This window comes from Chryseobacterium paridis, from assembly GCF_016595215.1.
Lineage (GTDB): Bacteria > Bacteroidota > Bacteroidia > Flavobacteriales > Weeksellaceae > Chryseobacterium > Chryseobacterium paridis.
On sequence record NZ_JAENHK010000007.1, the window covers coordinates 125033 to 150838 of the forward strand.

The window sequence follows — 25806 nt, forward strand, 5'->3', positions numbered from 1 at the left end:
TTTATTTTATATAGCCACCTCCAACTGGCTTTAGCCAAAACTTACAAACTTTCCAATTCGTATTTGATATTTACTCTTGCTTGATTTTCATATTTATTTTTAAAGTAATCGCTTTTAAAAATATGCTCTAACTCCAGGAAATATTTAAGCACTTTTTTTCTGCCAGGTTTATATAAAAGATCAGGATAAATACCATATTCTTTTCTGATCTTTTTGGTATAATCCATATAGGTCTCGGTATCTTTTCCTAAAATAGATAAGTCAGCATCTAAAAGATAATTGGTGTCATTATCAGCAGATCCTTGATGAGATTTAGTTGCCAGAATTTGTTCAAAAACCTCATCAATCGATTTTTGTTCCATATTAAGCTTCTGAAGTCTTATTGTAGCAATCCCAGCACTTTTTTCCTCATTCATTTTTGATGAAGCATCATAAATAATGTCATGATAAAATACGGAGAAACTGATATTCGAAAAATTTGAAATATGAGTTTCTACCAATTCAAGTTCTGAAAAAATATTACTCAAATGTTCCAGATTGTGATAATACCTTCCTTTGTGAGAATAGGAGGTTTCAATTTCCTGCCACAGAACATCAATTAAATCTTGATCCTGTTTATATTGTAAAACATTCTGCTTAAATCTTTCTTTTAGCTCCATATCAATAATTCATATAATAAAAAAAGGAACTTAAAAAGTTCCTTGATTTGCTTCGATTGTTGCTTTTAGATCTGCCCAGCCACCGCCGTTGTAGCCATCCTTAAGCCCTTGAGAGTTTAAATACTCCAATGCTTTTCCACTTCTGTTTCCACTTCTGCAGAATATCACAACTGGTTTTTCAATCGAAAGAATTTCTTCTTTTCTATCTTCTACTTCACCTAGTGGAATATTTTGAGCACCTTCTATATTGCCGTCCATTTCCAGTTCCATTGGTTCACGAACGTCTATTAATTGATAATTTCCTGATTTTAATACTTCTGTTAAAGACATAATTTAAATATTTAAGTTAAAAGTCTGATGTAGAGGTTTGAGATTTCAAACATCCAAACTCCAACAAATTTATAAAATAATCTTAATTTTGCAATGAGAAATCATGAATTCAACTGCTGAAAAATATTCTGAACTGATAAAGTCCAAAGCGCTGCGTTTTGGGTTTCAGAATTGTGGTATCTCGAAAGCAGATTTTCTTGAGGAAGATGCAAGACATTTGGAAAAATGGCTTAAGAATAATTTCCATGGAGAAATGAAATACATGGAAAATCATTTTGATAAAAGATTAGATCCCAGATTGTTGGTAGAAGGTTCTAAGTCAGTAATTTCATTATCTTACAATTACTTTCCTGAAGAAAAGATTCCAACGCTGGAGAATTATAAAATTTCAAAATATGCTTATGCCGAAGACTATCATGAAGTGATCAAGGAGATCCTTCGTGAAATGGTTGCTGAATTGCAAGAGGAAATTGGAGAATTTGGATTCAGGGTTTTTGTAGATTCTGCTCCTATACTTGAAAGAAGCTGGGCGAGAAAATCGGGGATTGGCTGGGTAGGTAAAAATGCGAATCTGATCACCAAGCAAAATGGATCTTTTTATTTTTTAGCAGAAATCATCTGTGATCTTGAACTGGTTGCTGATCATGAAACCACCAATCATTGCGGAACGTGCAGAAAGTGTATAGATGCTTGTCCCACAGATGCTATCGTTTCAGATAAACTTATTGATGGAAGCAAATGTATTTCTTATGCAACTATAGAATTGAAAAGCGAAATTCCGGATTATTTTAAAGATAAAATGCAGGATTGGATGTTTGGTTGTGATATTTGCCAGGATGTTTGTCCTTGGAATAGGTTCTCAGCTCCTAATATGCAAAGCAGATTCAAACCTAATGAAACCCTTAAAAACTTTAAAAAAGGAGAATGGAAAGAACTTACCCAGGAATTGTTCTCAGATATTTTTAGAAAATCACCTGTAAAAAGAACAAAATTTGCTGGCTTGAAAAGAAATATTGAGTTTTTGGAAAAGGGAAATAGTACAGAGGTGAAAATTTTAAGCTGAAAAAAAGAAGCCCACCTTTCGGTAAGCTTCCTCTAAGAAAAAATTAATTGGGGTAATGTTATTTTTTAATAATATCAGCTGATGCAACAGGGTTCTGATCCCATCCGCCTCCTAATGCTCTGTAAACAGCAACACTGGCTTTAAGCTGATTCACTTTCTTTTCAACAAGTTCAAATCTGGATTCCAGTGCATCCCTTTGCGTTAAAAGGACCTCCATATAGTCTGCACGTGCATATTTAAAGAGATCATTGGAGATGTCAATGGACTTGGTTAATGCATTTACTTCCCGGGTTTTGATATCAAAGCTACTTTCAAGATTATGAATTTTCGATAATTGATTAGCCACTTCAATATAAGCACCCAAAATAGTTTGTTCATAATGATAAACTGCCTGAACCTGCTTTGCGTTGGCATTATAATAGGCTGCTTTTATAGCATTCCTGTTGATCAGTGGGGCAGTAAGCTCTCCCGCAAGAGAATAAAGGAAGGATTGGGGCTTAATAATATACAGAGGATTGAAGGCCTGGAAACCAATTCCCACTGCAATATCCAAAGAAGGGTAGAACCTGGCCTTGGCAGACTTTATATCCAGTTTGGATGCAGCCAGTTCATATTCGGCTTGTTTGATATCAGGTCTGTTTTCCAGTAATTCCGATGGAATTCCTGTAGACACATGTTGAGGAACAATCGTTTCAAAGGCGTCTGAAGTTCTTTCTATCGGCTGTGGAAATCTTCCCACCAGATAATTGATCCTATTTTCTGTCTCTACAATTTTTTGTTTGATGTCATACTGCATTCCCTGTGTTTTCAATACCTGAGCCTGAAAACGCTGTACAGCAAGTTCATTGGAGCGGGCAAACTTTTTAAGGTCTTTCACCACTTCTAAAGCATTGTTTTGAATCTTGATATTCTGCTGAAGAATATTCAATTCATTATCGAGAGCAAGTAACTCATAGTAAGAATCTGCAATTTCAGCAATAAGATTAGTCGTCATAAAGTTTTTCCCCTCAACACCTGCCAGATATCTCTGCACCTGGGCTTTAGTTGCATTATGCAGCTTTCCCCAGATATCGGTTTCCCACTTTGCCTGGGCACCTATTGCAAAATCAAACAGAGGATCAGGCATTTCTTTACCTGGTTCTATATCTGTAGTAGCTTCCATAGCTCCGATATTGGTATAACGGCTTACTTTATCCATGCCTGCTCCAGCTTTTAATCCTACAAAAGGTAAATACTCCCCTTTACGGGCTTTGATTTCATTTTTAGAAATTTCAATTTCCTCAAGAACAATATTAAGTTCCTGATTGTTCTTAAGTGCTTCATTGATCAGCGACTGGAGATTGGGATCGGCAAAATATTCATTCCATTTCATCTTTCCTGTATTGGAAGTACTGTCGTCAGCAGTGGCATACTTTTCAGGAACTGTTTTATTTTCAGCACGCTGTTCTATTTCTATAGGTTTACAGGCTGCAAGGCTTAATAAGATCAAAGCAGTACCTGTATATTGATATATTTTATTTTTATTCATAGTGTATCATGTCTTCGCTTAAAGGTGATTCGTCTTCGTCTTTGATCATTTTTTTGCCATCAGACCATTTGGCAAAAATGTAGTATAGTCCAGGGATAATAATAACTCCTAAGATAGTTCCAACCAGCATTCCGCCTAACGCAGAAGCTCCAATGGTATGGTTTCCTATCGCTCCCGCACCTCCTGCAAAAATTAAAGGAATAAGGCCGGCAATAAAAGCAAAAGAAGTCATCAGGATTGGTCGGAATCGAATTCTGGCACCTTCCACAGCCGCTTCAAAAATTGAATCTCCTGATTGTCGTTTTTGTACAGCAAACTCAACAATTAATACGGCATTTTTACCCAGCAATCCGATGACCATAATCAATCCTACCTGAGCATATATATCATTTTCCAATCCCATTGCTTTAAGTAGCATGAAAGACCCAAATACTCCAACAGGAAGCGAGCACAAAACAGCAAAAGGAATAACAAAACTTTCATACTGCGCTGCCAATACCAGATATACAAACACAAGAACGACAAGGAATACATAAATAGCTTCATTTCCACGCTGTGCCTCATCATAAGATAACCCTTCCCAGGCCACTTTATATCCATGAGGGAGTGTTTTTATTGCCGTTTCATTAATCGCAGTAATGGCATCGGCTGTAGTATACCCAGGAGCAGGTAATCCACGGACAGCAGCAGAATTGTACATATTATAACGGGTAATTTCATTGGGACCCTGTGTTTTTTTCAACGTCATGAATGCTGAATACGGAACCATTTCATCTCTATCATTTTTTACATAGAGTTTCATGATATCAGAAGGAAGCCTTCTGAATTCAGGAGAAGACTGTACATACACTTTAAAAAACTGCCCGAACCGGATAAATCCTTGTTCGTAGGTACTACCGATCAGAATATTCAGGTTATCCATGGCTTTACCTATAGAAACTCCTTTTTGCATGGCGGCATTATTATCAAATACAAGTTCGTATTGTGGGTAATTAGCGGCAAAAAAGGTAAAGACACCTGTCAGCTCTTTTCGTTTTTTAAGATTGGCTATAAACTCTTTGTTTACTTTATCAAAATCCTGATAATTAGTAGTTCTGTTAAGATCCAGTAATCTCATAGAAAAACCTCCTGAAGATCCAAATCCGGGAACAGCGGGTGGTTCGAAAAATTCGATGGTTGCACCAAGGTCTTTTGATTTTTCTTCAAGCTCTTTCATGATTTCTTTTACAGAATGATCACGGGCGCTCCATGTCTTAAGGTTAATCAAGCAAGTTCCGGCATTAGAACCACGTCCTTCCGTCATGATTTCATATCCTGCCAGTGATGATACGGATTCTACACCGTCTACACCCTGACAGATCTTTTGTAATGCTCTCGAAACCTTATTGGTCTGTTCCAGTGTGGAACCCGGAGGGGTCTGAATAATGGCATAGATCGTTCCCTGGTCTTCGTTAGGGATGAAACCTCCCGGAAGTGTTTTATTGATCACAAAAATTCCGACTGAAAATAAGATCAGGATTCCCCAGGTTACCACTTTTCTGTCTACAATTTTTCTCAAAAGAGATGCATATTTACCTGTTACTTTATCAAAGCCTCTATTAAATGCATCTAGTGATTTTGTAAAAAGATTAGACTTTTTAGGTTTCCCATGATTATTTTTAAGAAGCATTGCAGCTAAAACAGGAGTTAATGTAAGAGCCACAACCGCCGAAATAACAATGGAACTCGCCATGGTAATGGAAAACTGACGATAAAAAGTTCCTACCGGACCTGTCATAAATGAAATAGGAACAAATACCGCCACCATTACAGCGGTAATAGCGATAATAGCTCCCGCAATTTCAGCCATAACCTCTTTTACAGCTTTGTACGGTGAGATGTTGCTTTCCTCCATTTTCGCATGAACAGCTTCTATAACGACAATAGCATTATCTACAACGATACCAATGGCAAGTACAAGCGCAAATAGAGTAACCAGGTTAATGGACAGGCCGAAAAGCTGAATCACAAAGAAGGTTCCGACTAAAGAGACTGGTACAGCAATGATAGGAATTAATGTAGACCGCCAGTCTCCAAGAAATATGAAAACTACAATGGCCACAAGAATAAATGCATCCCTTAATGTGTGGACTACCTGTTCAATAGAAGCATCTAAGAACTGGGAAACATCATAGCTGATCTTGTAGTCTACTCCTGGTGGGAAATTGCCTTTCATTTCCTCAAGTTTTGCTTTTACATCTTTGATCACATCATTTGCATTACTTCCGTAGTTTTGTTTGAGGACAATGGAAGCAGAGGGGTGTCCATCCAGATTGGAATAAATATCAAAGAACTCACTTCCCAGTTCTACCTTGGCAACATCTTTTAACTTAATATTTTCTCCTTCTGCATTGGAACGGACAATAATATTTTCATATTCTTCCGGTTTGTTATACTGGCCTTTATAAGTAAGTACATATTCCAGAGATTGTGCTGCAATTCCGGAGCTCTGACCTATTCTTCCGGGACGCCCGATGATACTTTGTTCACCGATTGCTTTCATTACCTCGTCTACAGAAATAGAATAAGCACGCATACGATCAGGATTCAGCCAGATTCGCATCGCATACCTTCTGCTCCCCAGAATCTGTGATTTAGCAATTCCATGAATACGGTTAATTTCTGGAATAATATTTACCGTTGCATAATTGTACAGGAATTTTTCATCCATGCTTTTGTTGGTGCTATACAAATTCACATACATCAACATACTCGGCTGGATAGGGTTAACTACCACCCCCTCTTTTTGTACAAGTTCAGGAAGCAGTGGCATGACCTGATCCACTCTTGTTTTTACTAAAACTACAGCTGCATTAGGATCTGTTCCAGGATCAAAAACAACATTTACGGTTGCTTCTCCGGCACTGGTTGCATCTGTGGTTATATAGCGCATTCCCTGGACTCCATTGATCGCATTTTCAATGGTAATTAATGATGATTTTACGAGTACATCAGCACTTGCTCCCGGATAAGCAATAGATACAGCAACAGTGGTGGGGGCAATTTTAGGAAACTGTTCGGTAGGAAGCTGCTTAATAGCCAGCCCACCGATAAATAAGATGACAACCGATATTACGATAGCGAATACCGGACGGTGTATTACTTTTTTAAACATAATTCTGCTTTTTAATTACTCCGCGTAGAGATCCAGGTTCGACATCACTTTTTCAGGTTTCTGATAACGGACAGAAATTTTTTGGTTCTCCTGTACCATTCGAAGTCCATCAAGAAGAATTCTTTCATCTTTTCTGAGTCCTGATGCTACTACATAGATGTGGGGTAACTCTGCAGCAATTTTTATTTCACGTGCTTTTACTTGATTATCTTTATTGATTACATACACATATTTTTTCTCCAGCTCTTCAAAAGTAGCTTTCTGAGGAATCAGCATTGCATTGGTATAAGGAGATGTAACCAGTATATTTCCGGTTTCTCCGTATCGCAAAAGACCTTTTGGATTGGAAAAGGTGGCTCTATAGGCAATATTTCCTGTCTCATTGTCAAAATCAGATTCAATGGTTTCGACCAGACCATCCTGATTAAATGTTTTGCCATTAGCCATTTTTAAACGGACATGCATAGGATCATTGTCTTTTCTATCACTCATCTGATTGAGATATTCAGCCTCAGGTACATTAAAATACACCCACATTTTGCTATTATCTGAAAGTTCTGTAATAAGTTCTCCTTCATCAACAAGACTTCCTTTTCGAACGTGTAAGCGTCCTACAATTCCGGTAAAGGGAGCACGTATTTCTGTGAATTTAAGGTGGGTGTTCATTGAAGAAAGTTCAGCCTGGGCTTTTTCATATTTAGCTTTGGCCATTGCCATTTCCTGAGGTGCTACAATATCTTTATCTGAAAGATTTTTAGTATTCTGATATTCGATTTGGGTGTATTTTAATTCTGCCTTAGCCCGGTTTACATCTGATTCATAAAGATTGGGCATAATTTTAAACAGCAATTGTCCTTTTTGTACATATTGTCCTTCGTCTACATACAAGGTCTGGATATATCCTTTCTCCTGTGCGCGAAGCTCAATATGATTAATGGACCGTATCTGAGCTACATAATCTTTGTCGATTAATGTATCTTTAATGAGAGGGCTTGTTACATTGAAAACAGCTGCTTCTGCTTTTTCTTTTTTTTCAGACTGGCAGCTTATGCATAGCAAAATAATGCATAGATTGATATACATGAGACTTTTCTTGACCATGATGATTCTTTTAATAATTTTTTAATTGAAAAAAATAGGATTCCGGGTCCTCAGAATGAGAACCTATAAAATTTTCGAAAAAAAGTATACTAAAATCACAGTCGGATGACCCTGTACTGAATGTACAGATCATCATTGAAATATTTTAGATGTTCTGAATTAGCAAATGAAACAGCGCTCTGTCTGTTATGAAATATGGTAACGAAATCTGATTTCAGATATCCGATATCTTCTCTTAAGAAAACAGGCAGCTCTGTAAAGCCGGATGTCTCTACATTATCATCATTTTCATTATCGCTTTCAGAGAGATTTGCTCTAAGCTTATGGTAAGGTAGATGAGAAACAGTGTATTGATCATGAAGTTCCTGATCTGTAAGAAATGCGTAAGAATGTTTTACATTATTTTCAGTAGAATAATCACTGACGGATTTTGAATTGAAGGAGATATCAAAGTCTGGATACTCAGGTACCTGACCAGAGTACAAACCTAAAACGGTGAGTAGTGCAAATAAAAAGGTAAACAAATATTGATGAAATCTTCCCTGCATTCAATGACAAAGGTAATTAAACTTGAAAACCGGAGCAAAAGGTGAAGATTAAAAATGTGTTAAAAAAATGATAAAAATGTAAAATGTATTTATGATAAAGGATCCATTGTAAATAATTGATCAGAATGTATTCGGAAAAGAGAAGTATTGATAGGATGTAGGGGAAAGAAACTAGAAAAAAAAAGTTTCGTAGGGGAGGAATAGCGTGAAATTTTTGGTGATAAACCCTCGTTTGGAATTTCTGCTGTTCCAAATTAAAGAGGGTATCGATCAAGCCTTGTCCTTTGAGGGATAAGGAGATGAAGATTATGAATTGTAAGAACTCGTTAAAAAGCCTTTCCTACAAAAGAAAAATTGATTTTCAAAAAGATAAAATCTTTTAGAAAATCAACGTCTTTTTTGTATTCTTTTTGGAGCTATTTTTACTCTTACTTTAAATCTTTTTTGGGATTTAGTGTTTTTACGCATATTTGTAACTATTTCATACTTAAATGTACTCATTTTTCCGATTAAAACAAATATTTTTGTGAGAAATTAAAAATTAATTTTTCTTAATCCTTATAAAAAACATCTCTGTGAAAAAAATATTGATCATATCCTTAAAAGTCATAGGAATTATTCTTGGAATTGTTGTTTTATATGTCTTGTTAGGGCTTTTAGTTCCTTTTATTGGAGTGTCAGCAAAGGACGATGGGGAGAAGAAAGAAATTCCCATCTATATTTATACCAATGGAGTTCATACAGATATTGTAATGCCCGTTAAAAATGATCTGCAGGATTGGGGAGCAAAGGTTCCTTTTTCCAATACTACTTCAAAAAGAACCGATTATCAATATATTGGAATTGGTTGGGGTGATAAAGGTTTTTATCTGGATACACCAACCTGGGCGGATCTGAAGTTTTCAACAGCTTTTAAAGCAGCATTCTGGATGAGTGAGTCTGCGATGCATTGCACCTATTATTATACAATGAAGGAAGGGGATGACTGTAAAATGATCATGATCAGCAGGTCTCAGTACAAAAAATTAGTAGAATTTGTTGAAGCTAAGTTTGATCGGGATAAGAACGGCAATTTTATTGTTATTCCTACCAATGCTGTATATAGCGATAACGATGCGTTTTATGATGCCAAAGGAAGCTATAATTTCTCCTACACCTGCAATACGTGGGCAAATGATGCTCTGAAAGCTGCGGGACAAAAGGCTGCGTTGTGGACACCTACGGATTTTGGGATATTTAGACATTATAAGTAGAATACAAATTATAATGAAAAAATATCAAGATTAATTTTAATTATTCCATTGACTTTTACTGTCGTTTTTCTTTTGCAATAGCTTTAAGATAAGATTGGTGAAAACATTGCTCCATTATTACATAATATCTGAAGAAAGACAGGTAAATTATAATAAATATTTTAGTGATGAAAAAAACAAATACAAGATAACTTTCAATGATTAAAGTAAAGTTTAATTTAAGCGTATTTTATTATTTCCTAATAATAGCTCTTGTCGCACTTTTATTATATAATATATATTCAATATATATAAGTTTTAATCTGATTAAGATACTTCCTATAGTAATCCAATGTCTTTTATTGGTGATGCTTTTCGTGAAACACATTAAAGTTAAATTAGCAATTAAGGTATGGAGCATTATTTTTTTAATCATAGCTCCTTTAATGCAACTTGTAGGAAAGCTTCTAAAGGATGTATCACATAACTTTCAATTTTTTGAAATAAATCATTATCTCATGCCTTCTTTGTTCTTAGCAATCGGCTGTTTAATACTATATCTTAGTGAGAAAACAATTGAAGTAAATAAAGATTCAACTCATCAAAATTAAAAATTAGTTGTAGTATGATAACAGAAATGGATCAATTAGGAATGGATATAGACTGGTTTCTTACGGATGGTAAACACATAGGATTCATGGCATCTGGAGGAGGTAAATTACCAGATTCTGTAGCTAAATCTATTGAAAATCATGAAAGACTGGTTTCTTATTTTAGAGGGCTTCCTGAGATATCAGACTTTGTAGTTAGTCCTGAGTTAGATGGAGTGTTAATCAAAATATCAGGAACAAAAAGTAATGAAAGATATCTTAAAGATTATGTTTCAATAACTAAGAGGGGTTTGTACTCATTTGATAAAACTCTTGTTAACAACTTTATTGATGGGCAATATCATCTCGTAGCAAGCCCTATAAAACCATTAAACATAAATGAGTTACCTGCGGATATTTTGGAAATTCTTCTTGAAACGCAATATTCTGATAAGCTAAATAGTATCCTGAAACTGGATTGTAGAAATTTATAAGGTTTCGAATCTCTCCAGCTCTATACATTATTTCACCAAATCCCTCGGAGCATTCCCAAACTGCTTTTTAAAGGCAAATGAAAAATGAGAAAGATCTTCAAAGCCAAGGTCGAGATAAATATCGTTAGGACGTTGGTGCTTTTTCTCTAATAAAAAGCGAGCTTCTTCTAGACGCTTTTTAACAAGCCAATGACCTGGTGTATCATTGAATATCTGTTTGAAATCCCTTTTAAAAGCTGATAAGCTGCGTCCTGTAAGGTAAGCAAAGCGTTCGGTGCTTACATTGAATTTATAGTTTTGGAGCATAAATTCTTCCAGATCTATTTTTCCAGGGATACCGAAATCAAAAAACAATCCAGACAGGGAAGGCTTTATCTGCAATAAAATAAGCAAAAGCTCTTCTCTTTTTAGTTCAGAGAATACTTCATTGATTGCTCCTGATTCTGTATAATAGGGCTGTAAAGAATTGATGAAATGGGTGATCAGTTCATTTTTTTTTGGAATGATAAAGGCACCTTTGGGAAGAAAGGTTTCCATAGAGACCTGATATTTTTTAAAAAAAGATCTGAGAAAAACCTCATCAAAAATAATCACTATTTTTTTAAATTCATCATTGTCTTTTTCCTTGTTGTAGCGGGCCAGCCGATTTTTTCGGACAATGCAAAAATCTCCGGGCTTCATGGTGTAGTTCCTGTGCCCATCGTAGCTATTGATCTTTCCTTTAATTAAAAACAAAAAGAAATGTTCCGGAATAAATTGCTCCGGAGATATTTCAGGTCCTATATAACAAGATTGTATTTCTGTTAATTTCATACCAAATCATTTTTAAAAAAAGAAACAGATTACTAATTTACAGTTTTCCACCATTCTTTAAACTGTTGTTGCTGATTATCCAATTGAACCAATTCACCAATCATAGGTGTTGCTAAACGATACGATTTATTTTTTGATAAAGCTGTTATTTTCTCTAATGGTTCTTTCCAGGGATGGTTAGCCAGCGTAAATTTTGAATTATGCACAGGCAATAGATTTCTTGCTCCCAACTCCTGTGTGGCAAGTGCAACTTCCTCTGGTAGTTCATGTACAGATTGCCAGGCTTTATTGTATTGGCCACACTCCATAATGGCCCAGTCTATTTTTCCATATTTTGAACCAATTGTTTTAAAACGATCGTCGCGTCCACCATCACCACTATAATAAATATTCATCGAGGGTGCCTGAATTAGAAATGATAACCATAATGCCTGTCCACTTGTAAAACCACGGCCAGAATCGTGATGGGTAGATTCTGTCAATATTTTAAACCCGGGCTTTACTTCCACAGATTCATACCAGTCTTTTTCGATAATTTGTTTTGGGGTATATCCCCAACGTTCAAAATGGGCTCCATTACCAAGTCCGCAGACCACATATTTTACTTTGGTTTGTAAAGCTTTTACCGTTTCATAATCCAGATGATCATAATGATCATGAGATAGCAGTAGATAATCAATATCTGGTAAACCTGCTACTGTATAAATATCACTTCCTTTATAAGCGGTCACACTTCCCGGTATGGGCGAAGCTTTTCCGCTGAATACAGGGTCTGCAAGAATTTTAATTCCATCCACCTGAAGGAAAAATGAAGAATGCCCAAACCAAACATAAGCATTTTCAGATGGGTCCAGCGATTTTAAATTCGTTTTAATGGAAGGAAGCGAATCAACAGGGCTTCGGTTAGGAAATTTTGTAAAAAGAGTTTCATATAAAACACCTGGCATACTGTAACCTTTTGTTAGGGTTGGCCGTTCTACCAGATTTCTGAACCTGCCATCTTTATAATGAGGTGAAGATTTCACGAGCTCCAGGCGCTTTCCTTCCGGTAAAGCTCCGAATTTATCTTGCCTCATATAGAAAAATGTAGCGATAGTCAGGACTACAACAAGGACGGATAATACAATTAATATTCTTTTAAATATTCTGGTGACTTTTCTCAGTGTACTCATTTTTTTCAATTTCAAGAATGCTTTGTGTTTTACTAATCAGTATCAAATGGACATTGATCAGTTTGTTTCAAATAAAGATAATGTTTATAAAGAAAGTATATCCTTGTGTATTGGATTTTTTTACTCTTTATAGAGTAGACGATTTAAAGCGCATTATACTTTATCAGACTGCTGACCGTTGCTAAAATAGCTTCTTGATTCGTTCTTGGCTTCCATTCCAAAATACGTTTGGCTTTCGCGTTGCTTGCTTTTCTGTTTACTCCAAGCAGAGGGGCAATTGCTTTAGCTTTCGGATTGAATAAGGCCATGAACCGAATAACCCAATCCGCTACTTTTTTGTTTGAGATCTTCTGGGAAACCTCAGGCATTTCTTTTTTAAGAAACTCTGTGATTTCAGGTAATGTCATAGTTCCTCCTGATAAGGCCAGAAAACGTTCCCCATTAGCTTTTGGACTTTCCATAGCCCGGATATGTAAATCTGCCAGATCACGAACATCTACAATAGCCAGTTCAATATTGGGAATCTGTTTCATGCTTCCATCCAGCATACTTTTAAGCAGCCCAAAACCACTTGAAAGTTTGTCGGTAAAGGAAGGCCCTAAAATAGCGGTTGGATTAATGACACTCAGTTCAAGATTACCACCCTGACTTTTAATAAAATCCCAGGCCGCACGCTCAGCAAGTATTTTTGATTTATTATAGGCAGATAATCCTTTTTCATTCGGATCTGTCCAGCTTTTTTCTGTGATCAGCCGGGTAGGATCCCTGTGACTGTATCCAACGGCTCCAAAATTTGAAGTCATTACCACTCGCTTTACACCAGCATTTCTGGCAGCTTTTAGTACTCTTATTGTTCCTTCAACTGCAGGACGTATCATTTCATCTTCGTGTTGAGGGACTTTAAGAAAAATCGGAGATGCAATATGCAATACATAATCACAATCCTTTACTGCATCATCCCAGTTAGTATCCTGTAAAAGATCGGTTGCAATGAAATCCAGATTTTCGAAAGACGAAAGACCTGCGTTGGTAAGCATATTTAATATTTCATCTTTTCTGGATAGAGAACGTAATGTAGTTCTTACCTGATATCCTTTTTGTAAGAGTTGTAAAATCGTATGAATAGCAACAAATCCTGTACCTCCTGTTACTAAAACTAATTGATTATTGTGTAAACTTTCCATTATTGTCATGTTTTGTTGGAGCAAATTTCCGCTAAAAAAGCAATAGTTTATTTTGTTGAAAGGTTCAGACTAACTTTGTTAAAAAGTCCTTTTTAGATTTTGAAATTGATTATTAACATAAAAAAAGACCCCTGATTGGGGTCTTATGTGTGATTCGATATTATAATATTAAAATATCTGGAAACTATGCAAGTTTTACGTTTACTGCGTTTAATCCTTTTTCACTTTTTTGTACTTCAAAAGTCACTTTATCGTTTTCACGAATGATTCTTGTGCTTAATCCTGAAGCGTGTACAAAGATGTCTTGTCCTCCGTCTGCTGGAGAAATAAATCCGAAACCTTTTGTTTCGTTAAAAAATTTTACTGTGCCTTCTTGCATTGTAATTGTATTAAAAATTGTTGTTATTTATTATTTGACCAATTGAATATCAATAGCAGAGAACCCTTTTGGAGATCTCTCTTTTTCAAATGATACTTTGTTTCCTTTCTTTACGGGTTCCGTACAGTTGTTGGTATGGAAAAATACATTTTCCTTAGTTTTATCTTCTGTGATAAAACCATAACCTTTCTCACTGAAAAAAGTGATAATTCCAGACTTACGGATTTCTTCTTCAGGAATTGGAGCAGCTCCTAACTGAATATCATCAAGATTGATTTCTTGTGTTTCTTCTGGTGGAGTAGACGTTAATCTTCCGAATGAGTCAACATATGTTAACATCTCATCCAGTCCTTTTCCTTTGTTGTTATTAGTTTTACGGTCTTCACGGCGTAAAGCCTTTTCTTTTTGTTTTTGAATTTTTTTCTTGAAATTTTCTTTTTTAGAGAAAGAATCTGCCATAAATTAATTTTATTATTTAGTTATTGTATTAAGGTATTGGGTTGGATTGGCTTGATACAGCCTATCCGTTTTTTCTTTTTTTTCAACAAGTGCTACTTGTAGATTTGCAGTAATAGGACTTGCTTTAATTTCCATAGGATTGCTTAGTGCTATATCTGCAAACTTCCGAATATTTTCTGACATCGTTGAAGAAAATAATAAGGTCTGTCTTTTCTGAGGAATAAGTTTAATAACTTTTTTCACATCATTTACAAAAGCCGGATTCAGCATTTTGTGAGCTTCATCCAAAATCAGAATTTCGATCTTGGAAAGATTAATATGTCTCTGGTTGATCAGGTCGAGCAAAGCAGTGGGTGTTGTAATGAGAACATCCACTCTAATCCTTAAAGCCGCAAGTTGATTTCCCTGAGAAGTCCCATCATGAATAGTAAGTTGGGAAAGCGGAAGATATTTGCTGTATACAGTGAGGTTTTCTTCGATCTGAATAGCCAGCTCTTGTGTAGGTGCTAATATAAGAACCCGTATTTCCTTATGATCCGGTGAATTTTTCTTCAGCAATTGAATAACAGGCATTGCAAATGCTGCCATTTTTTCGGCTCCTTCAGCTGCAACCCCTATAATATCTCTACCAGCCAGAATCTGGGGAATTGCTTCACTCTGTATTCCTGTAGGTTTTGAATATCCGGCCTCTGTTGCAGCACGGATGATGGGATTTATTAAATTTAAATTTTTAAAATTCATGTATAAGGGTTGCCGAATCTTCGACCTTTAATCAATTCTTTATCAGAAATTGAAATCATTATTTTGTTATTGGTACCTATGGATAAAAAAAGAAATTGCTTCTTTGTTTTCCCATTATTTTACTTTGCCTTGTTCACCAATAATCTGAATATATAAAGATCGTTGCTGAGTTTGCAATAGCGTTCATGCTTCACCTTTAGCTGAGCATTTCTATACGCCCGTAAACCCTTGAGCCTGCGTAATGGACTTCTTTTGTAATTTCTACTGTGAGTAAATCTCCTAAAGGAGTAAAAGGATGTTCAAATTGTTTTTCTATTGTTTTGAGTTTTAAAGTTACCAATATAAATATTTATTCATGAAATAAATAAGGGTTAATTTTTGGCAGCTGAAAAAGCAAAAACTGAAAGAAAAAAATAAGTATTCTAAACTGTAACAGAGAGCAAAGGCAGAGGCCTGTTTATTTATTATATGCAAATGTACGAAAAAATATAGAATAAATGGTGTTTTAATCGATTGATTTTCAAAAAATTGTTTAAGATAGATTATATTTAATGGAGATTTCGATCTCTATTTATGAATTTGTTAATCACAATCCATTCGAAATATATTTTTCCTTCTTTTTTGATTAGCTATAATCATAATTAAGTTCAGTTTATATAATACTACACTGGTTTTTTGTTCCTGATTCCAATGATCATCATCCATAAACATAGCCCTATTTCACCCAAGCTTGCAGGGAGAATAATGTAATCGGGAATACAGGTTTTATCGTAAGAAGGAAAAAGAAAGGTTCCAAAAAAGTCGATCACATATCCAAGACATCCCATCATCAACAGAACCCCAAAAACTTTAGGAATAAATCCCGACCGATAAACGAGATAGCCAAAAGGAAAGAGCCAAAGCCCCCAGAATATATGATTAAGGAAATTGCCTTCATGATACAAATGAAGATAAAATTTAACCTGGGCAAACCGCTGATCATCAGAATATATTTTCAGGTAGTTGGGATTATTGATCAGATTGAGTACAGCGAATTTATTGGAAAGATTGCTGAAGGAGATCGGAACCTGGACCACAGCAAAAGTCACCATAAGCTTAGCATATAATTCGTTCACATGTTTTAAAAGGCGGTAAAGAAGAAAAGGCAATACCAGAAATAGTACCCAGCAGATGATTTCACTTACAATTCCCATTTTCAATGCTGATTCAAAAGCAGGAATAATGGGTTTGAATTCTGAGGCTTTTCCCGGTAATTTAATTTGGGAAGGGATGAATTGCAAATACAATGTACCGGTTATAATAACGATTGAATATACGATGCCGGCTATTCTTGCTGTTCTTTTTGGAGAATTCATGTTTGTTAAGTTTAGTTAGGGCAGACCTGGAAGAGGATATCATGCTTATTGTAAAGATATCCCGTATCAACCTGTACTTCACTTAACATTTGTTAGGAAAATAATTCCCTTCTTATTCTGCTTAAACTTTCGGGCTTGATTCCTAAATATGATGAAATGTATTTCAGCGGAACATTCTTGATGATGTTGGGCTGTTGAGCGATCAGCTTCAGATAGCGTTGTTCGGCTGTAAGCGTAGTCAGATCATTCATTCTTTGTCTGTCTTCTTCCTGTATCCTTTCAAATAGCTTAATGGTAAAATCTTTTTGAGTTTGACTGGTTTGGGCAGTGGCAGCAGCACTTTCGAATGTAATTCTTAGTAGTTCACAGTCTGTGATGCAATGAAGGTTCTGATCAGAAACGGTTTGATTAACAAAATGATAATAAGATGTGAAAAATCTTGGACCATCATTAAGGTCTACAGTAACTTCCTCACCATGATCATTCAGATAGAAATTGCGCATCTGGCCTGATACGATAAAATTATGGTATTTGGGGATAGATCCTGCTTTTTCAAGAATAGTATCTTTTGGAATCCGAATAGGTTTGAAAGTTTCAATGCACTGCATTTTATCAGTTTCGGGCAGTATTACGATTTGTTCTATATACTTAAAAAGAGTTTCATAATAATGATCCATTGTATCCAGGTTTTTAATTGCAGAACATACCAGGAAGGTACATTATGTGATCCTTCCCGGTGTGTGGGCTAAACAAATTTAAGTATTTTATCTGTTCAAAAGAATGGACATTGTAAAAATAACCGGGAACGATAGCTCCTCTTACTTCAGTTCCAGTTCGTATATTTTTGCAGGGAGTGAAAATGCCTTCAGCGTGGTGTCTTTTACAAAAGAAAATCCAATAGTAGTAAAAAACGAAAGCATAGAATCGTTATCCGCAATACTGATCCAGATACTATCCGTAAAAGTGATGGCTGATCTGCTTTTATTCCAAAGGGATTGTCTTACTTCAGCTTGGTCATACTCCGGAAGTATCGCAAAATCAATTATTTCTGTCATCCTTTTTCCTTCAGGGGAATTGGGGTAAACCGAACCACTTTTAAAAAGACAATAGCCAACAGGCTCATTGTCTGCAAACACCATAATAAGTTGTGTAGACAGATCATTCAGAACATTGATCATTTTTCTGTATTCTACATGCTCACTAAGATATTCTTCAATTTTTTCTGCAGAAATAATCTCCTGATAAGTGGTTCTGATATATGGTCTCATGACAGCAAAAAGATGGTCAATCCCTTGATCTGATCCTACTGTGAATTTTGAAATAATCTCCATTTAGATTCTATTTTTATTCAAAGCTACACGATTATTATACTATACTATGAGTACAGTTGGCTACAATTGAATCGGTACAGTTGTTTTTTAATTGATATTTTATCAGAACACATTTGTACATTTGTTATGAAAAGATGAATTGGTATGCAGGCATACAAATATGAGGTTTTTACTTCTGCGATTGAAAGCAACATTAAAAAAGGAATACTAAAGCCAGGAAGCCGTCTTCCTTCTACTCGGGAGATTAAAGACAAATATCACCTCAGCATAAGCTCCGTTCAAAGTGGTTATGATTATCTGGTTATAAAAGGATTGGTAAAAAATATTCCACGCTCTGGCTATTTTGTCGCTTCGGATATACAGCAGCCTATCGCAGAACCTTTATTACATCCATCTTTTGGTCAAAAAAACGAAGCATTCAATAAGAATATTGAATTAATTTCAGTTAGAAATAAACCTTCAGAATATGCCTCATTTAATTCAGCCACGCCTACGGATCTATTGGTTCCGCAAAAGCTTATTCTGAGAAAGATGCAGGAAGTAATCCGGGAGAAGGGAACTTCACTGCTTCGTTATTATCCTGTCAATGGCTCAGGAGAGCTCAAAAATCAGATTGCTGACCGTGCTTGTCAGTATGGATGTACATTTAATCCTGAAGAATTAATTATTACAGATGGTGCTCTACAAGCATTGTATATTGCTTTAGCATCTGTAACAAATGCTGGTGATCATATTGCTGTGGAAAGTCCATGTGTCTTTTCTGTTTTGGAGGTTATTGAAGGTCTAAAACTTAAGGCAATAGAAATTCCTGTTGATAGGGAAGTGGGTTTTGATACACAATATTTCAAGGAAGTTTGCCGGGATAATGAGATTAAAGCACTCATTGTTACGCCAAATTTTCATAATCCAACAGGCATTCTTATGACAGATGGTACAAAAAAAGAATTGCTTTCCATTGCCACACATTATCAATTTCCTATTATCGAAAACGATATTTATGGAGATCTTTATTTTGGAACCGAAAGACCTTCAAACATTCAAAGTTTTGATGTGGATGGATGGGTAATGACGTTTTCTTCTTTTTCTAAAACTTTAGCTCCAGGTATTCGTTTGGGATGGTTGCACTCAGGCCGGTTCTATGCACAGACAGAAAGATTGAAATTTTCATTGGGACGATCAGTGGCCCCAATATACCAGGAATTGCTGATTAAACTCCTCAATGACCAGAGCTATGATAAGCATTTACGTTCATTCATGAAACAATTACAAAGACAGGCTAAGGAAGTATTAGATACTTTACATACCTATTTTCCGGATGGTTCTTATTTTGGCGTACCTCAGGGTGGATACAGTATATGGGGATGTTTGCCAAAAGGGGTGAATATGGAGATGTTCTATGCTTATTGTGAAGATCATCGGATATTATTTACACCTGGAGAAATTTTTACTCTCACTGACCGGTTGAATCATCATTTCAGAATTATTTTTGCGGAGCGTATCACTCCTCATAGTCTTACGTCACTACAAAATATAGGTAAAAAGGTAAAAGAGCTTTTGTAAAATATTTTCAATGATAATACATCCTTTTTAGTCTCAATTTTTTAAGATAAAAAGAAGAATTGTGAAATGACATATTCCATTATTTTTCTTATCAAATTGTTCCGATCTTTTTTTATTTATTGCATATGTTTTTTCTGGAAAATTTCCCTGACCGTACTTTTTTGCAGAGTAATTTTACATGATTTATATCACTTAATTATTTTTATTTAATTTTAAAATATCTTTATTGATCACATTTTCAAAGTATTACGATTACCTAACTATTGTTCGTAAATTAATATTTTGACGTTTCGATAAAATACCTATATTTACCACCAAGGAGTTTATTTAGACTTCTTTATCAACCGAAACTGGTTACACTTAGCTGTGAATTAAAAGGGAATCGTGTGTAAATCACGAACTGTCGCGCAACTGTAAGTAACACTTAAAAGGTTTTTATCAATCAAGGTCCACTGTTCATTTTTTTGAATGGGAAGGACGATAAAAATTGTTACAAGTCAGGAGACCTGCCTATTTCGAATTGACGATGCTTTCGCGATCTGAAGCTTATAGTCAGGTATGATACGTTATGATGACATTGCCCTACACTTTTCTGTGCGCATGATCATGTTAGAGATATTTTTACAAAGTTTACTTTCAAAGTTCTGTTGTACCTATATCTGCCGTATTACCCCTTTCCATAATTTTCTCTCTTACAAAGTATTGTGAAGTGTATCAACAACTTTTTATGTTGATTTATAAGCATTGAAGGCTGATGGGGACAGTTATATATTTGAATAATGGTCAAATCACCTGTTCGTCATTCAGTCGTTCATTAATGTTTATAGGTCGTTCAATTAATTTAATAATTTGAAAAAATATATTTTTTTAAATTGTTGATAATAGGTAGGTTAAATACATTAAAACGAACAATAATATTAAAGATGAGTAAAAATGCAAGTTTAGAGTCTGCCGGACTACGGTTCCGGGAGGCAATGCAAAAAGAAAATCCTCTTCAGATTGTAGGAGCAATCAATGCCAATCATGCATTGTTAGCACAACAGGCAGGTTTCAATGCTATTTATCTTTCAGGAGGAGGAGTTGCTGCAGGTTCATTAGGAATTCCTGATCTGGGAATTACAACCCTCGAAGATGTACTAATCGATATTCAACGAATAACCAACGTATGCGATCTGCCTCTGCTGGTAGATGTAGATACAGGCTTTGGTCCGTCGGCATTTAATGTGGCGAGAACAGTGAAATCACTGATTAAAGCCGGAGCAGCTGCTTTACATATTGAAGACCAGGTAGGCGCAAAACGCTGTGGACACCGTCCTGGAAAAGAAGTAGTAAGTAAAGAAGAAATGGTAGACCGGTTAAAAGCAGCAGTGGATGCAAGGACGGATGAGAATTTCGTCATTGGAGCCAGAACGGATGCTTTTGCCAATGAAGGATTGGATAGAACATTGGAAAGAGCAGTGGCTTATAAAGAGGCTGGAGCTGATTTTATCTTTGCAGAAGCCGTTCCTGATTTAAGCTATTATCAAAAATTTGTAGATGCAACAGGGATTCCTGTCCTGGCTAATATCACTGAGTTTGGGATGATCAAAATGTATACTGCAGATGAACTAAAAAACGCCGGAGTAGGTTTGATTTTATATCCACTTTCTGCCTTTCGCGCGGCTAACAAAGCTGCTCAGAATGTGTATGAACACATCAGAAAGGATGGAACCCAGGCCAATGTATTGGATACCATGCAAACCCGCGATGAACTTTACAAAAGCATCAACTATCACGATTACGAACAAAAATTAGATAACCTATTTAAAAACAACAAAGATGTCAATGGATAATGAGCCTATATTTAAGCCTAAAAAAAGCGTAGCACTTTCAGGGGTGACAGCTGGTAATACTGCTCTTTGCAGTGTTGGAAAAAGCGGAAATGATCTCCACTACAGAGGTTATGATATTTTGGATCTTGCAGAAAGAGCACAATTTGAGGAGGTTGCCTACCTTCTTATTTACGGACAATTACCAACCGGAGCTCAATTAAAAAACTATAAAGCCAAATTAAAATCATTAAGAGGACTGCCTCATTCTGTAAGAAATATCCTGAAAAGTATTCCTGCAGCTGCGCACCCGATGGATGTTATGCGGTCAATGGTTTCAGCGATCGGAAGTATTCAGCCTGAAAAAGATGATCACAATGTGGCAGGAGCACGGGATATTGCAGATAAGTTATTAGCATCATTCAGTTCAGGACTTTTATACTGGTATCATTATACCCATAATGGGAAAGAGATCGATGTAGAGACGGATGATGACACGATTGGGGGACATTTTCTGCACTTGTTACATGGTAAAAAAGCTCCTGATTCCTGGGTAAAGGCAATGGAAATATCTCTTAACCTTTATGCGGAACATGAGTTTAATGCTTCTACTTTCACCGCCCGTGTCATTGCGGGTACATCTTCAGATTTCTATTCTTGTATAACAGGAGCTATTGGTGCTTTAAGAGGTCCTAAACACGGTGGAGCCAATGAAGTGGCTTTCGAAATCCAAAGCCGATACAATTCCCCTGATGAAGCGGAAGAAGATATCAAAAAACGTATTGCTAATAAAGAGGTAATTATAGGATTTGGACATCCTGTCTATACCATATCAGATCCACGAAACGTAGTGATCAAAAAAGTGGCTAAAGAACTTTCCGAGGAAGCTGGTGATATGTTGCTTTATCATATTGCTGAAAGACTGGAAAGCATCATGTGGGAAGAAAAGAAAATGTTCCCGAACCTGGATTGGTTCTCAGCAGTTTCTTATCACTTGATGGGAGTTCCTACACTTATGTTTACTCCTTTATTTGTTATTTCAAGAGTAACCGGATGGAGTGCCCATATCATCGAGCAGAGACAGGATGGGAAAATTATCCGTCCGAGTGCCAATTATACGGGACCTGAAAACAAAGAATTTGTTCCTATCGGAAGCAGATAAAACAATCAATTCTAAATACATACTAATTAAATTTAAAATAAAAAGATGTCATCACACATTTCAAATGAAAGACCACAACCGGATCAAGTACTAAAAGATATTGCAGATTACGTATTAAACTACGAAATCAAAAATGATTTAGCTTGGAAAACAGCTCATTATTGCCTTTTAGATACGATCGGATGTGGATTAGAAGCTTTAACCTATCCTGCATGTACGAAGTTATTGGGACCCATTGTAAAGGGAACTATTGTTCCAAATGGGGCTAAAGTACCTGGTACTCAATTTCAGTTGGATCCGGTTCAGGCTGCTTTTAATATTGGAGCTATTATCCGTTGGTTGGATTTTAATGATACATGGTTAGCTGCAGAATGGGGACATCCTTCAGATAATTTAGGAGGAATCTTGGCAACTGCTGATTGGTTGTCAAGAACGAATATCGCAGAAGGAAAAGCTCCTTTGAAAATGAAGCAGGTGCTGGAAGCAATGATCATGGCGCATGAAATTCAGGGAGTAATTGCTCTTGAAAATTCATTCAACAGAGTAGGTTTAGATCACGTTTTATTAGTGAAGTTGGCTTCTACGGCCGTTGTAGGGAAATTAATCGGATTAAACCGTGATGAGTTGATCAATGCAATTTCATTAGCTTTTGTAGATGGACAATCTTTAAGAACATACCGTCATGCTCCGAATACGGGAAGCCGTAAGTCTTGGGCGGCAGGAGATGCTACTTCAAGAGCCGTACGTTTAGCATTAATTGCTAAAACAGGTGAAATGGGATATCCTTCTGTATTGACTGCTAAAACCTGGGGATTCTATGATGTTTCTTTTAAAGGAAATGAGTTCAAATTCCAACGTGAATACAGTTCTTATGTAATGGAAAATGTATTGTTTAAAATTTCTTTCCCTGCAGAATTCCATTCTCAAACAGCGGTAGAAGCGGCAATGACATTACATCATAAGCTAAAAGAATTAGGTAAAACGACAGAGGATATTAAGAAAATCACCATCCGTACCCATGAGGCAGCGATCCGAATCATCGATAAAAAAGGGCCATTAAATAATCCTGCTGACCGTGACCACGCGATTCAGTATATGGTGGCAGTACCTCTTATCTATGGAAGATTAACTGCCGCAGATTATGAAGATAATATTGCATCAGATCCAAGAATTGATATCCTACGTGATAAGATAGAATGTGTAGAAGAAGTTCAGTTTACCACAGATTATCACGATCCTGAAAAACGTTCTATTGCCAATGCATTAACAATAGAATTAAATGATGGAACTGTTCTGGATGAGATAGTAGTAGAATATCCAATCGGGCATAAAAGAAGAAGAGATGAAGGTATTCCTGAATTGATCAAGAAATATAAAGTGAATCTGGCTCGTATTTTTCCTGAAAAACAACAAAAACTTGTGTTAGAAAATTCATTAGAATATGATCAACTGATAGGATTGAATGTTAATGAGTTCGTAGACCTTTTGGTTATTTAATTAATGCAAAGTAGAAAATTGAAAAAGGAAATTTGATTTTCGTTTTCAATTTTCCACTTTCCACTTTCAATTCACAACAATATTATGTCAGAAAAAGTAAAAATATTAATCAATGGAGCTTTTATCGAAAGTAAAGCTACCGAACATTTACCTGTTGAAAATCCGGCTAACAGAGAAGTCTTAGCTGAAGTCCCTTTAACGCTATTATCAGAAATTGATGAAGCTATAGAGTTTGCAACCGAGGCATTTAAGACCTGGAAAGAATATACGATACCTGAACGTGCAAGGTTATTTCTTTCCTACCAACACTTATTAAAACAGCATCAGAAAGAAATTGCTGAAATTCTTTCTAAAGAAAACGGAAAAACTTTTGCCGATGCGATGGGTGATGTATGGCGGGGGATAGAGGTTGTAGAACATGCTTGTAATATCCCGACATTAATGATGGGTGAAACTGTAGAAAACGTAGCGAGAGCAGTAGACACCTACAGTTATATTCAGCCACTGGGAGTATGTGTTGGAATTACGCCTTTTAATTTTCCGGCGATGATTCCTCTTTGGATGTTTCCAATGGCAATCGCTTGCGGGAATACATTTATATTAAAACCTTCAGAGCAGACGCCAATGACTGCTATAAAACTAGCAGAATTGTTTATAGAAGCTGGATTTCCTAAAGGAGTGCTCAACGTAGTTCACGGTTCCAAAGACCAGGTGAATCATATTCTGAATCACTCTGAAATTAGAGCTATCTCTTTTGTGGGTTCCGTTCCTGTAGCAGAACATGTGTATCGTACCGGAACGCATAATTTAAAAAGAGTGCAAGCTTTCGGAGGGGCTAAAAACCATATGGTAGTCATGCCTGATGCGAATAAACAACAGGTGATCAATAACCTCGTGGGAGCATCATGTGGTGCTGCCGGGCAACGTTGTATGGCAATCAGTGTCGCTGTACTTGTAGGTGAAGCTCAAAACTGGGTGGAAGAAATTAAATCTGCATTAGGTACTATTAAACCCGGTGTATGGTCTGATGAGTCTGCGGCTTATGGTCCATTAATTAACCAGCAATCCAAAGAAAAAGTATTGCGTTTAATAAAAAGTGGCTACGAACAAGGAGCAGAAGTTCTGTTAGATGGAAGCAACTGTACTGTAGAGGGCTATGAAAATGGATATTTTGTAGGGCCTACTTTATTCAGCAATGTATCTGCTGACATGGATATTTATAAAGAAGAAATTTTTGGACCTGCTTTATTGTTGATGAAAGCAGATACTTTGGACGAAGCCATTAAGATCATCAATAACAATCCTTATGGTAACGGAACTTCCATATTTACCAATTCAGGAGCTGCTGCCCGGAAATTTCAACATGAAATTGAAGTAGGACAAATTGGTATCAATATTCCTATTCCCGTTCCACTTCCTTTCTTTTCATTCACGGGTTGGCGTAAATCTTTCTTTGGCGACCTGCATTCTTATGGAAAACAAGGAGTACGCTTTTATACCGAAACTAAAACGATCACAGCACGTTGGTTTGAAGAAGACGTTCCGGGAGGAAATGTCAATATGACGATCGCGCTAAAATAATACGAATACATTGAAGGTTGATAAGTGCTATACAACTTTTTAACTTTCAATTTTCCACTTTCAAC

Annotated in this window: 23 protein-coding genes and 1 riboswitch; of the genes, 8 read left to right on the forward strand and 15 right to left on the reverse strand. The window is 36.2% G+C overall.

Annotated features, from left to right (window positions below; translation table 11 throughout):
* Positions 1-41: 41 nt before the first annotated feature.
* Positions 42-659 (reverse strand): HD domain-containing protein, encoded by a 618-nt coding sequence (locus tag JHL15_RS07500; RefSeq protein ID WP_200244685.1) that lies wholly within the window; start codon positions 657-659, stop codon positions 42-44.
* 30 nt (positions 660-689) lie between these two features.
* Complete coding sequence (locus JHL15_RS07505) at positions 690-989, reverse strand: rhodanese-like domain-containing protein (protein ID WP_200244687.1); 300 nt, start codon at positions 987-989, stop codon at positions 690-692.
* A gap of 103 nt (positions 990-1092) precedes the next feature.
* Between JHL15_RS07505 and queG the strand changes: the two genes are divergently transcribed.
* Positions 1093-2052, forward strand: coding sequence for a tRNA epoxyqueuosine(34) reductase QueG (gene queG, locus JHL15_RS07510; RefSeq protein ID WP_200244688.1), 960 nt, complete (start codon positions 1093-1095; stop codon positions 2050-2052).
* A 58-nt stretch (positions 2053-2110) separates the two neighbouring features.
* Here queG and JHL15_RS07515 read toward each other — a convergent pair whose 3' ends face one another.
* The 4 genes from JHL15_RS07515 to JHL15_RS07530 form a co-directional block, all read right to left on the reverse strand.
* Entirely contained in the window at positions 2111-3580 is a 1470-nt protein-coding gene (locus tag JHL15_RS07515) for a TolC family protein (RefSeq protein ID WP_200244690.1), read from the reverse strand.
* Positions 3573-6734 carry an efflux RND transporter permease subunit gene (locus JHL15_RS07520; protein WP_200244691.1) on the reverse strand — a complete coding sequence of 1054 codons (3162 nt, stop codon included), beginning with the start codon at positions 6732-6734 and terminating at the stop codon, positions 3573-3575. Before JHL15_RS07520 ends, JHL15_RS07515 begins: the two co-directional genes overlap by 8 nt.
* A gap of 15 nt (positions 6735-6749) precedes the next feature.
* Positions 6750-7835, reverse strand: a complete 1086-nt coding sequence (locus JHL15_RS07525) for an efflux RND transporter periplasmic adaptor subunit (RefSeq protein WP_200244692.1) — start codon at positions 7833-7835, stop codon at positions 6750-6752.
* Positions 7836-7930: 95 nt separating this feature from the next.
* Positions 7931-8383, reverse strand: a complete 453-nt coding sequence (locus JHL15_RS07530; RefSeq protein WP_200244693.1) for a hypothetical protein — start codon at positions 8381-8383, stop codon at positions 7931-7933.
* Positions 8384-8958: 575 nt separating this feature from the next.
* Between JHL15_RS07530 and JHL15_RS07535 the strand changes: the two genes are divergently transcribed.
* Entirely contained in the window at positions 8959-9636 is a 678-nt protein-coding gene (locus tag JHL15_RS07535) for a TIGR02117 family protein (RefSeq protein WP_200244694.1), read from the forward strand.
* A 604-nt stretch (positions 9637-10240) separates the two neighbouring features.
* Positions 10241-10699: a hypothetical protein gene (locus tag JHL15_RS07540; protein ID WP_200244695.1), complete on the forward strand. Its 459-nt coding sequence runs from the start codon at positions 10241-10243 to the stop codon at positions 10697-10699.
* 27 nt (positions 10700-10726) lie between these two features.
* Here the strand turns inward: JHL15_RS07540 and JHL15_RS07545 are convergent, their stop codons facing one another.
* The 9 genes from JHL15_RS07545 to JHL15_RS07585 all read right to left on the reverse strand — a co-directional run bounded on the left by JHL15_RS07545 (position 10727) and on the right by JHL15_RS07585 (position 18133).
* Positions 10727-11512, reverse strand: coding sequence for a helix-turn-helix domain-containing protein (locus tag JHL15_RS07545; protein ID WP_200244696.1), 786 nt, complete (start codon positions 11510-11512; stop codon positions 10727-10729).
* A gap of 32 nt (positions 11513-11544) precedes the next feature.
* Positions 11545-12684, reverse strand: a complete 1140-nt coding sequence (locus tag JHL15_RS07550; protein WP_200244697.1) for an MBL fold metallo-hydrolase — start codon at positions 12682-12684, stop codon at positions 11545-11547.
* A gap of 143 nt (positions 12685-12827) precedes the next feature.
* Entirely contained in the window at positions 12828-13868 is a 1041-nt protein-coding gene (locus JHL15_RS07555) for an SDR family oxidoreductase (protein WP_200244698.1), read from the reverse strand.
* Positions 13869-14052: 184 nt separating this feature from the next.
* Positions 14053-14247, reverse strand: coding sequence for a cold-shock protein (locus JHL15_RS07560; RefSeq protein ID WP_089029390.1), 195 nt, complete (start codon positions 14245-14247; stop codon positions 14053-14055).
* A gap of 30 nt (positions 14248-14277) precedes the next feature.
* A complete protein-coding gene (locus JHL15_RS07565; RefSeq protein ID WP_200244700.1) occupies positions 14278-14706 on the reverse strand; it encodes a cold shock domain-containing protein in 429 nt (142 codons plus the stop codon).
* Between the two features lie 12 nt (positions 14707-14718).
* The gene (locus JHL15_RS07570; RefSeq protein WP_200244701.1) at positions 14719-15447 is read right to left on the reverse strand and encodes a DEAD/DEAH box helicase; all 729 of its coding nucleotides are present in this window, start codon (positions 15445-15447) and stop codon (positions 14719-14721) included.
* 662 nt (positions 15448-16109) lie between these two features.
* Positions 16110-16802, reverse strand: coding sequence for a DUF4386 domain-containing protein (locus JHL15_RS07575; RefSeq protein ID WP_200244702.1), 693 nt, complete (start codon positions 16800-16802; stop codon positions 16110-16112).
* Positions 16803-16894: 92 nt separating this feature from the next.
* Positions 16895-17479, reverse strand: a complete 585-nt coding sequence (locus JHL15_RS07580; protein ID WP_200244703.1) for a Crp/Fnr family transcriptional regulator — start codon at positions 17477-17479, stop codon at positions 16895-16897.
* Positions 17480-17620: 141 nt separating this feature from the next.
* On the reverse strand, positions 17621-18133 hold the full coding sequence (locus tag JHL15_RS07585; RefSeq protein ID WP_200244704.1) for a hypothetical protein: 513 nt from the start codon (positions 18131-18133) through the stop codon (positions 17621-17623).
* A gap of 144 nt (positions 18134-18277) precedes the next feature.
* On the opposite strand from JHL15_RS07585, the gene JHL15_RS07590 reads away from it, so the two are divergent.
* The 5 genes from JHL15_RS07590 to JHL15_RS07610 all read left to right on the forward strand — a co-directional run bounded on the left by JHL15_RS07590 (position 18278) and on the right by JHL15_RS07610 (position 25741).
* Positions 18278-19693, forward strand: coding sequence for an aminotransferase-like domain-containing protein (locus tag JHL15_RS07590; RefSeq protein ID WP_200244705.1), 1416 nt, complete (start codon positions 18278-18280; stop codon positions 19691-19693).
* Positions 19694-20027: 334 nt separating this feature from the next.
* A riboswitch (cobalamin riboswitch) is annotated at positions 20028-20221 on the forward strand.
* A 395-nt stretch (positions 20222-20616) separates the two neighbouring features.
* Positions 20617-21525 carry a methylisocitrate lyase gene (gene prpB / locus JHL15_RS07595; protein WP_200244706.1) on the forward strand — a complete coding sequence of 303 codons (909 nt, stop codon included), beginning with the start codon at positions 20617-20619 and terminating at the stop codon, positions 21523-21525.
* Positions 21512-22663 carry a bifunctional 2-methylcitrate synthase/citrate synthase gene (gene prpC, locus JHL15_RS07600; protein WP_234047711.1) on the forward strand — a complete coding sequence of 384 codons (1152 nt, stop codon included), beginning with the start codon at positions 21512-21514 and terminating at the stop codon, positions 22661-22663. The genes prpB and prpC overlap by 14 nt, the downstream gene beginning before the upstream one ends.
* Before the next feature lie 45 nt (positions 22664-22708).
* Positions 22709-24160: a bifunctional 2-methylcitrate dehydratase/aconitate hydratase gene (locus tag JHL15_RS07605; protein WP_200244711.1), complete on the forward strand. Its 1452-nt coding sequence runs from the start codon at positions 22709-22711 to the stop codon at positions 24158-24160.
* 84 nt (positions 24161-24244) lie between these two features.
* A complete protein-coding gene (locus JHL15_RS07610; RefSeq protein ID WP_200244712.1) occupies positions 24245-25741 on the forward strand; it encodes a CoA-acylating methylmalonate-semialdehyde dehydrogenase in 1497 nt (498 codons plus the stop codon).
* Positions 25742-25806 lie beyond the last annotated feature (65 nt).